General features: G+C 65.9%; 18 protein-coding genes. 11 read left to right on the top strand and 7 right to left on the bottom strand.

What is annotated here, in order from left to right:
* Positions 1–40: 40 nt before the first annotated feature.
* The 10 genes from ACYVD0_RS07120 to ACYVD0_RS07075 all read left to right on the top strand — a co-directional run bounded on the left by ACYVD0_RS07120 (position 41) and on the right by ACYVD0_RS07075 (position 6993).
* On the top strand, positions 41–289 hold the full coding sequence (locus ACYVD0_RS07120) for a DUF6429 family protein (RefSeq protein WP_460426171.1): 249 nt from the start codon (positions 41–43) through the stop codon (positions 287–289).
* Positions 290–527: 238 nt separating this feature from the next.
* The gene (locus ACYVD0_RS07115) at positions 528–872 is read left to right on the top strand and encodes a toxin (protein ID WP_460426170.1); all 345 of its coding nucleotides are present in this window, start codon (positions 528–530) and stop codon (positions 870–872) included.
* Positions 869–1183, top strand: a complete 315-nt coding sequence (locus ACYVD0_RS07110; RefSeq protein WP_460426169.1) for a helix-turn-helix domain-containing protein — start codon at positions 869–871, stop codon at positions 1181–1183. Before ACYVD0_RS07115 ends, ACYVD0_RS07110 begins: the two co-directional genes overlap by 4 nt.
* Positions 1184–1303: 120 nt before the next feature.
* Positions 1304–1534 (top strand): AbrB/MazE/SpoVT family DNA-binding domain-containing protein, encoded by a 231-nt coding sequence (gene vapB / locus ACYVD0_RS07105; RefSeq protein WP_460426168.1) that lies wholly within the window; start codon positions 1304–1306, stop codon positions 1532–1534.
* A gap of 2 nt (positions 1535–1536) precedes the next feature.
* The gene (locus ACYVD0_RS07100; protein WP_460426281.1) at positions 1537–1947 is read left to right on the top strand and encodes a type II toxin-antitoxin system VapC family toxin; all 411 of its coding nucleotides are present in this window, start codon (positions 1537–1539) and stop codon (positions 1945–1947) included.
* Positions 1948–2104: 157 nt separating this feature from the next.
* A complete protein-coding gene (locus ACYVD0_RS07095) occupies positions 2105–2374 on the top strand; it encodes a hypothetical protein (protein WP_460426167.1) in 270 nt (89 codons plus the stop codon).
* Between the two features lie 282 nt (positions 2375–2656).
* A complete protein-coding gene (locus ACYVD0_RS07090) occupies positions 2657–3805 on the top strand; it encodes a polyamine ABC transporter substrate-binding protein (protein ID WP_460426166.1) in 1149 nt (382 codons plus the stop codon).
* Between the two features lie 271 nt (positions 3806–4076).
* A complete protein-coding gene (locus ACYVD0_RS07085; protein WP_460426165.1) occupies positions 4077–5228 on the top strand; it encodes an ABC transporter ATP-binding protein in 1152 nt (383 codons plus the stop codon).
* Positions 5225–6127, top strand: a complete 903-nt coding sequence (locus tag ACYVD0_RS07080; protein ID WP_460426164.1) for an ABC transporter permease — start codon at positions 5225–5227, stop codon at positions 6125–6127. The genes ACYVD0_RS07085 and ACYVD0_RS07080 overlap by 4 nt, the downstream gene beginning before the upstream one ends.
* Entirely contained in the window at positions 6124–6993 is an 870-nt protein-coding gene (locus ACYVD0_RS07075) for an ABC transporter permease (RefSeq protein ID WP_460426163.1), read from the top strand. The genes ACYVD0_RS07080 and ACYVD0_RS07075 overlap by 4 nt, the downstream gene beginning before the upstream one ends.
* Positions 6994–7090: 97 nt before the next feature.
* On the opposite strand, the gene ACYVD0_RS07070 is transcribed toward ACYVD0_RS07075, so the two are convergent.
* Genes ACYVD0_RS07070 through ACYVD0_RS07050 form a run of 5 tightly spaced genes read right to left on the bottom strand, consistent with a single transcriptional unit; the run spans position 7091 to position 10944 of the window.
* Positions 7091–7720 carry a glutathione S-transferase family protein gene (locus tag ACYVD0_RS07070; RefSeq protein WP_460426162.1) on the bottom strand — a complete coding sequence of 210 codons (630 nt, stop codon included), beginning with the start codon at positions 7718–7720 and terminating at the stop codon, positions 7091–7093.
* The gene (locus ACYVD0_RS07065) at positions 7717–8088 is read right to left on the bottom strand and encodes a hypothetical protein (protein ID WP_460426161.1); all 372 of its coding nucleotides are present in this window, start codon (positions 8086–8088) and stop codon (positions 7717–7719) included. Before ACYVD0_RS07065 ends, ACYVD0_RS07070 begins: the two co-directional genes overlap by 4 nt.
* Entirely contained in the window at positions 8085–8447 is a 363-nt protein-coding gene (locus ACYVD0_RS07060; RefSeq protein WP_460426160.1) for a NifB/NifX family molybdenum-iron cluster-binding protein, read from the bottom strand. Before ACYVD0_RS07060 ends, ACYVD0_RS07065 begins: the two co-directional genes overlap by 4 nt.
* A gap of 13 nt (positions 8448–8460) precedes the next feature.
* On the bottom strand, positions 8461–9249 hold the full coding sequence (locus ACYVD0_RS07055; protein ID WP_460426159.1) for an ankyrin repeat domain-containing protein: 789 nt from the start codon (positions 9247–9249) through the stop codon (positions 8461–8463).
* A gap of 18 nt (positions 9250–9267) precedes the next feature.
* Entirely contained in the window at positions 9268–10944 is a 1677-nt protein-coding gene (locus ACYVD0_RS07050; protein ID WP_460426158.1) for a SagB/ThcOx family dehydrogenase, read from the bottom strand.
* A gap of 332 nt (positions 10945–11276) precedes the next feature.
* Between ACYVD0_RS07050 and ACYVD0_RS07045 the strand changes: the two genes are divergently transcribed.
* Positions 11277–11669, top strand: coding sequence for an RcnB family protein (locus ACYVD0_RS07045; RefSeq protein ID WP_460426157.1), 393 nt, complete (start codon positions 11277–11279; stop codon positions 11667–11669).
* A gap of 9 nt (positions 11670–11678) precedes the next feature.
* Here ACYVD0_RS07045 and prpF read toward each other — a convergent pair whose 3' ends face one another.
* A complete protein-coding gene (gene prpF, locus ACYVD0_RS07040) occupies positions 11679–12845 on the bottom strand; it encodes a 2-methylaconitate cis-trans isomerase PrpF family protein (protein ID WP_460426156.1) in 1167 nt (388 codons plus the stop codon).
* Positions 12846–12889: 44 nt separating this feature from the next.
* On the bottom strand, positions 12890–13654 hold the full coding sequence (locus ACYVD0_RS07035) for a class I SAM-dependent methyltransferase (RefSeq protein ID WP_460426155.1): 765 nt from the start codon (positions 13652–13654) through the stop codon (positions 12890–12892).
* Positions 13655–13694: the final 40 nt, after the last annotated feature.

Raw genomic sequence — 13694 nt, 5'->3', positions numbered from 1 at the left:
ATAGTGGTTGGGCAGCGCATTGAGAGGGATCATTGAAATTATGAATACGGATTACGATCAAACCCGCATCGAGGATGCCGTTCTGGCTCTCCTGGCCGTTTTCAGTTTTGACGAGGGCCGGGTATGGAAGGGCTTCGACTTCGACGTAATGGATAGCTTGCATTCACAAGGATTCATCAGCGATCCAAAGAGCAAGTCCAAGTCGGTATGGCTCACTCCAGAGGGCATCGAACGGGGCCGAAAGATCGCAGAGCGTCTATTCGGTAGTTCTTCTGCGGATACTGTCTAATTTTCATGCAAGCCGGACTCGCGTTGCAGGCCGGCTTGATATAGCTCCGTAGCCTTGTAGGGCGGGAGAAACCCGCCAACTTCGGCGTGGTTTAGCGCCATGTCCGGCGGACTTCACCCGCCCTACCTACTGGAGAAGCGCCTGTAGGCGGCGGGCAGGGCGGGCAGGGCGGGAAGAGGCGTGAGAGCATGCCCCGCCCTGCTTGCTCGAATATGAGCAAGTTGCTTACACTTTTTCCATGAAAGCCATCTTCGTCGAAACCATGAGCTTCACCGCCACGGTCGGCGACTACCTGACCGACGACGAGTATCGGCAGCTCCAGAGGGAGCTGCTGAAGAACCCCGAGGCCGGCGACGTCATGCCGCGCACGGGCGGCTTCCGCAAGCTGCGCTGGGCCGATGGACGCAGAGGGAAGGGAAAGCGTGGTGGCTTGCGCGTCATCTACTACTGGCTGCTCGACGATGGCCAATTCTGGATGTTCGCCATCTTCGACAAGGACGAGCTGGAGAACCTGACCGCCGAGCAGGAGAAGCTGCTCAAGCAGGCCATCACCGCAGAGCTGAAAAAGCGAGGTGCCAAGTGAAAAAGCGTGATTTGTTTGCCGAGCTGATGCAGGGCATCGGCGAAATGGCGGCGCACCGCGAGGGCAAGATCACCCTGCGCCAATACGAGGTCGAGGAAAAGCCGGCGCCGGAGGTGTCGGCGAGCGAGATCGTCGCCCTGCGCAAGAAAATGCACATGTCCCAGCAGGTGTTTGCCCGCCGCTTCCGCATCAGCACGGGCACCCTGCGCAAATGGGAGCAGGCCAAGGCCAAGCCGAACGCCCAGGCCGCCGTTCTCATCAGGCTGGTCGAGCAGTACCCCGACATGGCCGAAAGACTGGCCGCGATCTGACCGCGGAGTCCCATATGGCCATCAGCAGTTCCCGTTCCACCCGCACAAAGCATATGCTTTGCATACGCCTTGATCTGTTGCTATATTGCATATGCTCAACATATGTTTTAGGGGGTAGGCATGCGTACTGTCTCTATTTTCAAGAACGGCAAGAATCAGGCGATTCGACTACCGAATGACATGGCTTATGAAGGCGTCGGGGAGCTGGAGATTTCGCGCGAGGGCGACGTAATCACTCTTCGCCCGGTGCGGCCAACATGGCAATCCCTGGCCGATGTGCCGAAAGCCGATGCCGACTTTCTTCAAGAGCGCCCGCCTGTTGTTGGTAATGAAGGCAGGTTCAATCTGTGACTGTGACGACCTACATGCTCGATACCTGCATTTGTTCGTTCATCATGCGGGAACTCCCTGAGTCGGTTTTGCAGCGGTTGGCGGCAGAAGTTAGCCACGGCAATCGAATCGTTATTTCTACCGTCACCTACGCCGAAATGCGTTTCGGCCAGATCGGTAAGAAAGCCTCAGCCAAGCATAAAACTTTGGTTGATGAATTCGTGAAACGGTTAGACGCCGTGTTGCCGTGGGATCAACGCGCCGTAGATGCGACCGTTGAAGTAATGCGAGCGCTGACCGAGGTGGGCACGCGAATCGGCCCCAATGACACTGCTATCGCAGGTCATGCGATAGCCTCCGGCTGTACGCTTGTGACAAATAATGTTCGTGAATTTGGCCGTGTACCTGGCCTTGTTTACGAAGACTGGGTTTAAGATGAAAATATTTTGTAGGTTAGGGTGAGCTTGCGAACCCCAACGAATCGTGTCGACGATACCCTTGCAACGTTGGACTTCGCGGAGTTCAGCTCGGCTTATGGGCTTCGCGGCTCGGCTTAATTAAGATGTTAGACTTCGTTTTGCAGGCTGATGAGTGAAATACAGCGATCAGAATGTAAAGGAAATTATGAACATTGTTGAGCAACTGAAGCGAGATTTTCCTGGGCGTTCCTTGAAGAGAATAGTAAAAGATGCTGAGCGTGTTTATTGGAATCGCAAAACACATAAACCAATAAAGAGCGGAGCGCCAGATCATGTCCTAAAAAATATTGAAAGAGTAAAAAAGGCAGAAGGAGAAAGAAAAAAACAAGGGCGTAGTCTGCCAAGAGCTAGTTTTGTACAGGGTGGTACAGCAGCTCCGTAGGTTAGAGTGAGCTTGCAAATCCCAACTTCCGTGTCGACGATCCCCCCTGCAACGTTGGGTTTCGCGGGGCTCAGCCCAACCTATGGGCTGAAGCGTTCAACCCGACGCTGCTGAGCGGCGCCTACATATAAGTTCCGCATATCCCCCTTCATGGTGCTTGTAAAGCAGCCCCGAGCCTTGCCAGACTGCGCGCCGTTGCACCACCTCGAGCCGGCCGGGCAGGGCGGCGGCGCACAGGCGCCCGCCCGCCCGGAGACCTCAACGACAAAAGGAGCGGTACGCATGAAACACCTTGGCAAGACCCTTCTCGCGCTGTCCCTGGGCATGCTCGCCGCGTGCGACAAGCCCGCCGAGAACGCGAGCAAGCAGGCGGAGATCGGCGCGGCAGCCCCCGCGTCGCCGGCCGCGCAGACCCTGCACGTCTACAACTGGTCGGACTACATCGGCGAGAGCACCCTGACGGACTTCTCCGCGGAAAGCGGGATTCAGATCGTTTATGACGTATTCGACAGCAACGAGGTACTGGAGGCCAAACTGCTCGCCGGCAGCTCCGGCTACGATGTGGTGGTGCCGTCCAACCCCTTCCTGGCCAAGCAGATCAAGGCCGGCGTGTTCCAGAAACTGGACCGCAGCAAGCTGCCGAACTGGCAGAACCTCGACAAGGATCTGCTCAAGGCGCTGGAGCCGAGCGATCCGGGCAACCAGTACGCGGTGCCCTACATGTGGGGCACCGTCGGCATCGGCTACAACCTGGACAAGGTCAAGGCCGCTCTTGGCGACCAGGCGCCGCTGGACTCCTGGGATCTGGTGTTCAAACCCGAGAACATCGAGAAGCTGAAGGCCTGTGGCGTGGCCTTCCTCGACTCGCCGACCGAAATGCTGCCCGCCGCCCTCCACTACCTGGGCTTCGCGCCCGACAGCAGCAACCCCGAGGAGCTGAAGAAGGCCGAGGAGCTGTTCCTGCAGATCCGCCCGCAGGTGGCCTACTTCCATTCCTCCAAGTACATCTCCGACCTGGCCAACGGCGACACTTGCGTGGCCATCGGCTACTCCGGTGACATCTACCAAGCCAAGGCGCGCGCCGAGGAGGCCGGCAACGACGTGAAGATCGCCTACAGCATTCCCAAGGAAGGCGCCGGCAGCTTCTTCGACGTGCTGGCCATTCCCGCCGATGCGAAGAATGTCGAGCAGGCCCATGCCTTCATCAATTATCTGCTGAAGCCGCCGGTGATCGCCGAAATCACCAACGAGGTGCAGTTCCCCAACGGCAACGCCGCGGCCACGCCGCTGGTCGACGAGGCGATCCGCACCGATCCGGGCATCTACCCGAGTCAGGATGTCCTGCAGAAGCTCTATACCTACCCGGACCTCGCTGCCGACACCCAGCGCGCAATGACCCGCAGCTGGACGCGGATCAAGTCGGGGACCTGAGGGTCCTGACGGGGTCGGCGGAGACGCGCTTGTCGCCGCCCGGTTCCGGTGCACAGCGGACGTGTCGCGCCGCAGGCCGGCCGCGTCTCCTGCAGCAGGCCGCCGAGCCCTGGCAGGAAGACTTGGCCCGCCCGCATACCACGCGGAGCGCCCCGCCGGCCGCGGCGGACGCTCCGCAACCCGATTGCCGCCTCCCACGGGCTGCCTGAACGGTTGGCCGAAGGCCGACGGGGCGACCGGAGGCCCCCTGTTCATTAGTGGAGTTGTGACCATGGCGACTGTCGCCAGTGCTAACAAGAATGCTCTCGCCGACGATCAGCCGGCGAAGGAGGTGCTGGTCAGGATCGACCGGGTGACCAAGAAGTTCGATGAGATGGTGGCGGTGGACGACATCTCCCTGACCATCCACAAGGGCGAGATCTTCGCCCTGCTCGGCGGCTCCGGCTGCGGCAAGTCGACCCTCTTGCGCATGCTCGCCGGCTTCGAGCGGCCGAGCGAGGGACGCATCTATCTGGAGGGTCAGGACATCACCGAGCTGCCGCCCTACGAGCGGCCGATCAACATGATGTTCCAGTCCTATGCACTGTTCCCGCACATGACGGTGGAGCAGAACATCGCCTTCGGCCTCAAGCAGGACCGCCTGCCCAAGGCCGAGATCGACGAGCGCGTGGCGGAAATGCTCCGGCTGGTGCAGATGACCCAGTACGCCCGGCGCAAGCCGCACCAGTTGTCCGGCGGCCAGCGCCAGCGCGTGGCCCTGGCCCGCTCGCTGGCCAAGCGGCCGAAGCTGCTGCTGCTCGACGAGCCGATGGGCGCGCTGGACAAGAAGCTGCGCTCGCAGATGCAGCTGGAGCTGGTGCAGATCATCGAGCGGGTCGGGGTGACCTGCGTGATGGTCACCCACGACCAGGAGGAGGCGATGACCATGGCCGCGCGCATCGCCATCATGCATCAGGGCTGGATCGCCCAGGTCGGCTCGCCCATGGACATCTACGAGACCCCGGCCAGCCGGCTGGTCTGCGAGTTCATCGGCAGCGTCAACCTGTTCGACGGCGAACTGGTGGACGACAGCGCCGACCACGCGATCATCGCCTGTCCGCAGCTGGAGCGGCCCATCTACATCGGCCACGGCATCTCCACCCGCGCCGAGGAGAAGCGCGTGACCTACGCCCTGCGCCCGGAAAAGGTCCAGCTCGGCACGGAAAAGCCCGAGCTGCAGCACGCCGAACACAACTGGTCGAACGGCCGGGTGAAGGACATCGCCTACCTGGGTGGCCACTCGATGTACTACGTCGAGCTGCCCTCGGGGCTGGTGGTGCAGGCGTTCATGGCCAACGCCGAGCGCCACGGCCGACGCCCGACCTGGGGCGATCTGGTGTACGTCAGCTGGTTCGATGACGGCGGGGTGGTGCTGCACACATGAAAAGACTTCGCCAACTGCTCCCCGGCGGCCGCCAGCTGGTCGTCGGCATCCCCTTCGTCTGGCTGCTGCTGTTCTTCCTGCTGCCCTTCGCCATCGTGCTGAAGATCAGCTTCTCCGAGGCCGCGGTGGCGATTCCACCCTACACGGAGATCTTCGCCTACGTCGACCAGCGCCTGCAGGTGCTGGCCAACCTGAACAACTATGTGTTCCTAGGCCAGGACGCACTGTACCTGTCCGCCTACCTGGGCTCGCTGAAGATCGCCACCGTCGGCACCCTGCTCTGCCTGCTGATCGGCTACCCGATGGCTTATGCCATCGCCCGCGCCAGCAAGGAGATGCAGGCCGTCTGCCTGCTGCTGATCATGATGCCGACCTGGACCGCGATCCTGATCCGCGTCTACGCCTGGATGGGCATCCTCGGCAACAACGGCCTGCTCAACGGCCTGCTGCAGGGTATCGGTCTGATCGACGAACCGCTGCGCATCCTCAACACCGATCTGGCCGTGTACATCGGCGTGGTCTATTCCTACCTGCCGTTCATGGTCCTGCCGCTCTACGCCAACCTGGTCAAGCACGACCCCAGCCTGCTGGAGGCCGCCGCCGACCTGGGCGCGCACCCGCTCGCCAGCTTCTGGAAAATCACCGTGCCGCTGTCGAAGAACGGCATCGTCGCTGGCTGCATGCTGGTGTTCATCCCGGTGGTCGGCGAGTTCGTCATCCCCGAGCTGCTCGGCGGCCCCGAGACACTGATGATTGGCAAGGTGCTCTGGCAGGAATTCTTCAACAACCGCGACTGGCCGGTGGCCGCGGCCCTGGCGGTGGTGATGCTGGCGATCCTCCTGGTGCCGATCATCCTGCTCAACCGCAACCAGGCCAAGGAACTGGAGGAGCGGCTATGAAGCGTCCGAGCTTTTCCAGCCTCATGCTGTGGGGCGGTCTGCTGTTCATCTACTTGCCGATGGTCATCCTGGTGATCTATTCATTCAACGACTCGCGGCTGGTGACCGTGTGGGGCGGCTGGTCGGTGCGCTGGTACGCCGGGCTGCTCGACAACCGGCAGCTCCTGGGCGCGCTCGGACGCTCCCTGCAGATCGCCCTGTGCACCGCCATAGCAGCAGTGGCCCTCGGCACCCTGGCGGCCTTCGTGCTGACCCGTATCCCGCGCTTTCGTGGCCGGAGCCTGTTCGGCGGGCTGGTTACCGCGCCGCTGGTGATGCCCGAGGTGATCACCGGCCTGTCGCTGCTGTTGCTGTTCGTGGCCATGGCCCAGATGATCGGCTGGCCGGCCGAGCGTGGCCTGACCACCATCTGGATCGCCCACACCACCTTTTGCACTTCCTACGTGGCGGTGATCGTGGCGGCGCGCCTGCGCGAGCTGGACTTGTCCATCGAGGAGGCGGCGATGGACCTGGGCGCGCGGCCCTGGAAAGTGTTCCTGCTGATCACCATGCCGATGATCGCCCCCTCGCTGGGCGCTGGCGGCATGTTGTCCTTCGCCCTGTCGCTGGACGACCTGGTGCTGGCCAGCTTCGTCTCCGGCCCCGGCTCGACCACCCTGCCGATGGAGATCTTCTCTGCGGTGCGCCTGGGGGTGAAGCCGGACATCAACGCCGTGGCCAGCCTGATCCTGCTGGCGGTGTCGCTGTTCACCTTCCTTGCCTGGTTCTTCATGCGCCGCAGCGAGGCCCGCCGGCGGCGGGCGCTGCAGCAGGTCCACGAGGACGAGAAGCGCCAGCCTTCCTGGCAGCCGGCCGGCCAGTCCTAGAAGCCCGTAGTCGTGTAGGGTGGATGGCCGGAGCCATCCACCATGGTGGAAAAGACCTGCGGTCGTTTTCCACCCTACTCGACTACCGAGGATGGGCTCAGCGCAGCGCCGCGGCGTAGCCTTCTTCCTGCAGCACCTGGCGCACCGCCGGGCGCTGGAGCATCCGCCGGTAATGGGCCTGGCAGTTGGCGGGCAGGGCGATGCCGGTGCGGTCGGCCCAGAACTCCACGTAGAACAGCGCGCAGTCGGCGATGCCGAAGGTGCCGGCCAGGTAGTCGCGCCCGTCGAGCAGCCGCTCGGCGACTGCGAAGCCGCGCACGAGGATCTCCCGCCCTTGCGCCTTGACCGCCTCGTGCTCCGCCGCGCTGGCGGCGAACTTCTCGGTGGTGAAGATCCGCGCGAAGCCCTGGCCGTGCAGGGTGCCGACCGCGAAATTCATCGCCTCCAGCACCCGCGCCTCGCCGTCGGCGTCCTCCGGCAGCAGCCGGCGTTTCGGATGGCTGCGTGCCAGCCACCAGGCGATGGACTGGAAGTCGGTGAGCGCCGTGCCGTCGTTGCGCACCAGGGTCGGGATGGTCGCCTTGGGGTTGATGGCCAGGTACTCGGGTTTGTGCTGGTCGCCGGCCAGCAGGTTGACCAGGTAAACCTCGAACACCAGCTCCAGCTCTTCCAGCAGGATGTGGATGCCGGTGCTGCAGGAGCCGGGGGTCATGTAGAACTTCATCATGCCTCGGCTTCCTCCTGGTCGAGCTCCGGCTCGAGCAGGCCCCGCTCGCGGAGCATGGCCTTGAAGCCCTTCATCACCGGGCGGGAGATCATGGTCTCGGCCAGCACGCGCTTTTCGTAGAGGAGGAACTGCATGTCCTCGTCAAGGCACTTGCGGGCATCGGCGATCAGCTGATGGATATCCGCCCCGAGTTTCTCGCCGGGACGACCCTTCGCCTGCTCGTAGAGCAGCGCCATGACCAGCTTCTCGGTGGGCTTCATCTTGCACTTGCCGTCGAGGATCTTGAGCATCACCGCGCTGGCGCAGTCGACATGGATCGGCGACAGCGGATGCTCCTCGGCCCAGCGGGCCACGTGCTCGGCGCTCATGCCATCTCCTCGCCGGCGGCGCTGCGCCGCGCGTAGTCGAGCAGGGATGTCTCGATGGCCTCCCAGGCATAGGCGGAAACCGCGCGCACGCCGATGGCCCCGAGTTTCTCGGTCGGCCCGTCGCCGATCTTGGCGACGAACACCGCCTGGCAGTCCTTGATGGCTTCGAGGATACCGGCCATCGCACTCTGGCTGGAGCTGTTGCCCAGGCAGTAGTGCTCCACCTCGCGCGATTCCAGCAGACGGCAGCTTTCCGGGGTGACCTCGTAGATTGCGAAGCGCTTGGCGTGGCCGAAGTGCTCGCTGATCGCCTGGCCTTCCTTGCTGGCCACCGCCAGCTTCACCGGGAATTCGATCATTATTGTTGTTCCTCTAATCAGCGGTATGGCGCAAGAGTTTCAGGCAGGCCCGCGAGGCGGCCAGCTCCACCGCGCGCAGGTCGTCGAAGTTGCGCACGTGCGGGTCGGCGCCAGCCGCCAGAAGGACCGCCAGCAGTTCCGGGCGGTCACTCGAGGCGGTGTACATCAGCGCCGTGGAGCCGGCGTCGTTGCGGTTGTCCAGCTCGATGCCGGCATCGATCAGATCCTGCACCAGAGCGGTATCGCGGGACACGCAGCCGAGCCAGAGGGCGGTATTGCCGTCGTCGTTGCGCGCCTGGATGTCGGCGCCGAGGGCCAGCAGCTCCCGGACGATCTCCCGGCGGCCCTGCAGGGCGGCGCGCATCAGCGGGGTCAGGCCGTGCTGGCCGCGGGCCTCGAGGCCGCCCGCCGGGTACTGCCACTCGGCGAGGAAGGCGGCCAGTTCGGCACTGGGCGCGCCTTCCGGCGAGGCTGCGGCTTCGGTCAGGGCGTTGGCCAGCGGCCGGTAGCCGCCGTCGACGCTGTAGACGCGGGCGAAGCGGAAGTCGCTGAACATCTGCGCGAAGGTCTTGCTGGAGTTGCCGTGGTAGCAGTAGATCAGCACCGGCTTCTCCTTCGGCAGGCGGCCGAGCCACAGCGGCACGCGGTCCTCGGAGAGGTGCATGGCGCCGTCCAGGTGCTCCTGCTTGTAGCTGTGCATGTCGCGCACGTCGAACAGGCTGAGCTCCGGCTCGGCGCGGATCAGGTCCGCGGCCTCGACCGCGGAAAGGCATTGGTAGGGAATCCGTTCGGCAGGGGCCATGAAGGGTCTCCGCAGGCGTCAGTGGGGGAGGGTGTCGGGGTCGTCGGCGTAGGCCGGCGCGGATTCGATGCGCGGGTCCTCCACCGGCAGGCCGACGGTGAAGTGGTAGAGCGTCTGCCAGGCGCTGCCGCCGAGGCCGAGCAGGGCGTGCACCGGGTCGTCGAAGAAGCAGCCGATGCCGGTGCCGCGCAGGCCCTGGGCCTCCGCCTCCAGGTAGAGCGCCTGGCCGATCAGCCCGGCCTCGCGGTACAGGCTGCGGTAGGCGGCCGGGCCGACCGCCAGCGCGGCATCGAATTCGGCGAGCATGCCGAGGGCGAAGCAGGCGTTGGCGGCGATGTCCTGGTGGCAGTGCAGGCTGCGGGTGGCGCGCTGCAGTTCGAGCGGCTCCAGGCTGGCCAGCTGCAGCAGGGGCTCAAGGCCGGGTACCGGGTCGAGGGCGAAGCGCCCGGCCAGCATCGGGCGCAGGGCCTCCAGCTGCACCGTGTTGCGCGGCAGCAGATAGAGGCCGGGGGGCAGCCCTTCGACGCGGGCGACGAACAGCACCAGCGCCATCCGCGGGACCTCGCCGAACACATCCCAGGGCAGCCCGGCGGCCGGCTGCAGGCGGGCGAGGATCGAGGCGAACTGCGCCTGGGTCATCACATGCTGGCGGTCGAAGCGCTGGGCGCTGCGCCGCTCGCCGAGCAGCGCCTGCACCGGCTTGGCGGCCTCGCCGGGGGCGCGCGGGACGGCCACGGGCAGTGCGGCGGCGGGCTGCACCGCACCGTCGACGCGGCGAGTGGCGGCGGCCACCTGGGCGATCGCTGGCCAGCGATACATGGGATGGCGATCGATGGTCGAGGCCACGCCGTGCCACTCGGCATGCTCGGCCAGGGCCTGCAGTTCGGTGCTCGCCAGCGGTGCCGGCGCGGCGGCGGAGAAGCTCGCGGCAAGGAGGATTTCCGCTTCCTCCAGCTCGGTTTCAGCGCGCTTGCGGGCGGGGAACTCGGCGAGCCGGTCGATGCCGGCCAGCCGCGCGAGCGTGTCGCTGCCGATGTGCGCCTGCTCGGCCAGCCGCCAGCCGAGCGCGGCGGCAGCGTAGCGCAGGGCGCCGGCGGCATGGCCGGTGTCCAGCTGGCAGTAGCGGAAGGCGCGCTCGCCGTACTTCCAGGCCTCGCGCCACATCACCGAGGTGAGCAGGATGGCCAGGCTCGGCCCCTGGCCTGCGGCGTGGTGCGCGGCGCGCAGCTCCAGTGTGTGGTTTTCGGGACGGTAGTGGTACAGACCGTCCTGCAGCGCGTCGAAGCCGGCGATCAGCAGGTAGGCCTCGGTGGGGTGCAGGTTGCCGCTCGACGGGTTGGCGCGCACCGCCCAGCGGTCCGGGCCGTAGCGCTTCCAGGCGGTGAGGCCGAGCGACAGCTGCAGCAGGGCGGCGAGGCTTGCCAGATCGGGCGGCAGCGGCGTCTGCCGCGGATCGTCCAGCCGGGCGAAGGGCCGCTGCAGCGCAGCGTGCAGGGCGCTGCCGGGCGGCACTGCCGAAAGCCGTGGCAGGACGATTTGCGGCGCGCCGGTGAAGTGGCGGAACGGTGCCGGCTGGGCGTCCCAGTCGAGGGTTCCGGGACCGGGGGCATAGGCCTCGAAGCGGTGCTTGGTGCGCTGGTGGTAGTCCAGCACGGTCGCCAGGGCGGCGGGGGCGGGCGGAGTCTGGGTCGGCATGGCTCTGATGGAATTTTTGTAGGCCGGGGGATCTTACCTGCAAGAGCAGTACCAGACTGCGGATTGCCCGTCTGACAAGGGTTGCTGCGGTCTGGCAGTGGGGCGGTGGTGCGACATTGTCGGCTTTATGACAGGGCACCAGGGGAAAATCGGTGCACTGCGCCTGTGCCGTGTAAGGTTCGGCTGACATATCCTGTGCCTGTGTAAAAGTCCGGGTAAAGCCTGACTGACAATGGTTCTTCCGCGCTCTGCGCCCTTAGGATACAACCATGTCCGGCGTCGCGAACCGTCGCCGGGTGCTGTCATCCATCACATTGATCTGAGGGCACTCCATGCAGTCGACCCGTCTACTCGCCGGCCTGGGCCTGGCGCTCTGCCTGGGCAGTTCCGTGGCGCTGGCCAGCCCTGTCCATCACCACGTTGACGCCCATGCCGCCCGTAACGGCCACGCACAGCAGCGGCCACCAGCGGATTTCGGCCCGGTGCGCCAGTCGATCCATGCCCAGCGCCACCACATTGGCCGCGGCCCGGCACTGCCGGCGCACGTGAAAATCGTCAAGGGCAGACCGCTGCCGCCTGGCTGGGGCCACCGGCTGAGTACCAGGCAACTGCATCACCTGCCGCACTACCACGGCTACGAGTGGCGCCGCGCTGGCAGCAATCTGCTGCTGGTCGACAGCCGTAATGGCATCGTCCACGAGGTTCTGCACGGCGTACTGGACTGAGCTCCCCGCTCAGTCCTGGGGAACCCAGACCTTGCCTTCCATCAGACGGCGTGCGCTGCGGCTCATCACCACCCGGGTTATCCGCCAGGTGCCGTCGCTCTGCCGTGCCTCGGCGCCCACCGCGAGCACGCCCGAGGCGTGGCCGAAGCGCAGTGTGCTGGCCAGTTCGCGACCGATCATCCGCCGCACCAGGGTACCGGGAACGGCCGCGGCGGCGGCCAGCGCCACCGCCCCGGTGCCGGTCATGGCGTGGTGCAGCCGGCCCATCGAGAGGATGCGCGCCTGCAGGTCGATCTCCGCGGCGCGCACCCGCTTGCCGCCGGCGGCCTGGAAGTCGGCGGCGGGCGCCACGAAGGCCAGCTTGGGGGTAGCCGGGCGCAGCCGGGTGGCCTCCTCTGTCGTCGTCGCCAGGCCCATGGCCACCGCCGCACAGGCGCGGATCGCCTCGCAGCGGGCGAGTAGGGCGGGATTGTCGTTGACTTCCGCCTGGCCTTCGTCGCCGCGCAGGCCGAGGGCCCTGGCCTCGATGAACACGGTGGGATTGCCGGCGTCGATCAGGGTCACTTCGAGCCGTCCCGCGTCGGGCACCTCCAGGACATCGAGCGGCCGGCCGGTTGGGAACAGGGCGCCGTCGGCGGCCGGATCGAGAAATTCCAGGCGGATCTCCGCGCCTGGAAAGCTCACCCCGTCGAGCATGAAACCGCCGCTTTCCAGCGGCTGTCCCTGGCGGACGGGGACATGGGCCAGGATCTGCTTGCCGATATTGGCCTGCCAGAGGCGCACCACGGCCATTCCCTCGGCGGGCGCCGCGACCAGCCCACGGGCGATGGCGAAGGGGCCGACGGCGCCGGTCAGGTTGCCGCAGTTGCCGCTCCAGTCGATGATCGGGGCGTCGATCGCCACCGCGCCGAACCAGTAGTCGAGGTCGCAGTCCTCGCGCGTGCTGGGCGAGACCAGCACCACCTTGCTGGTGCTGGAGAAGCCGCCGCCCAGGCCGTCGATCTGCTTGCCGTACGGATCGGGACTGCCGAGGGCGCGCAGCAGCAGCCGGTCGCGGGCCGGACCGGGCTCGCGGGCGGCGGCGGGCAGGTCGCCAAGGGCGAGGAACAGGCCCTTGCTGGTGCCGCCGCGCATGAGGGTGGCCTGGAGGGCGAGCGGCGGGAGGGAAGCGCTCATGGGGGCTCCTGGGAAAGAGCTGAAGGGAGGTTCGGGGCTGAGGATCAGGGCGCGCCGGCCTGGCCGACGCGCAGCGCCAGCGGCCAGCGGACCGTGCGGCGCGCCGTGGGATCGCCCCAGACCTCGGCCAGTTCGGCGGCAAAGCACTCCACGGGCCTGCGGCCCAAGGCCTTTTCCTGTTCCCGCACGGCGGACCAGGTGTCGATGTAGCCGAGCAGATCGGCCAGCCGCCACTGCACCTCGATCGCCAGCGCAGGTGTCTGGCATTCCGCGAAGGGGAAGGGGAGGCTCCGGTAGCCTTCCTCGACATGGTGCCGCTCGGCCGGCCACCAGGGGCCGAGCACCTGGTAATAGAAGTGCTCGACGACCGGAGCGGGCGCGCCTTCCACATGCAGCACTCCATAGCTGATCAGCGCCAGCATCGCACCCGGCCGGGCGACCCGCCGCACTTCTGCGTAGAAGCGTTCGAGATCGAGCCAGTGGGCGGCCTGGGCGACTGTGACCAGATCGACGCTGGCCGGCGGCAGGCCGCTGTCCTCGGCAAGCGCGATGCGGTACTCCACGCCCGGATGCGGCTCGGCATTGGCGATCTGCGCCGCACTGGCATCGGTTGCCACCACGCGCGCGAAGCGCCCGGCCAGCAGTACCGAGAGCTGGCCGGTGCCACAGCCGCAGTCCAGGGCGCAGGCGGTGGCCGGCGCGAGTCCTGCCAGGTAGTCGATCAGTGCGGCGGGATAGCTGGGGCGGTGCGTCGCATAGCCAGCCGCCGCTGCGGAGAAATGGTCCTTGAAGGGGCGTGGTGCTGTCATGGGGAGGCGTCCGGCATTCCGATTCGACTTGGCTCTGATT

Source organism: Azotobacter armeniacus, assembly GCF_054779355.1.
Note: the sequence above shows the minus strand (reverse complement) of the source record. Positions and strands in the feature narration are given on the sequence as shown.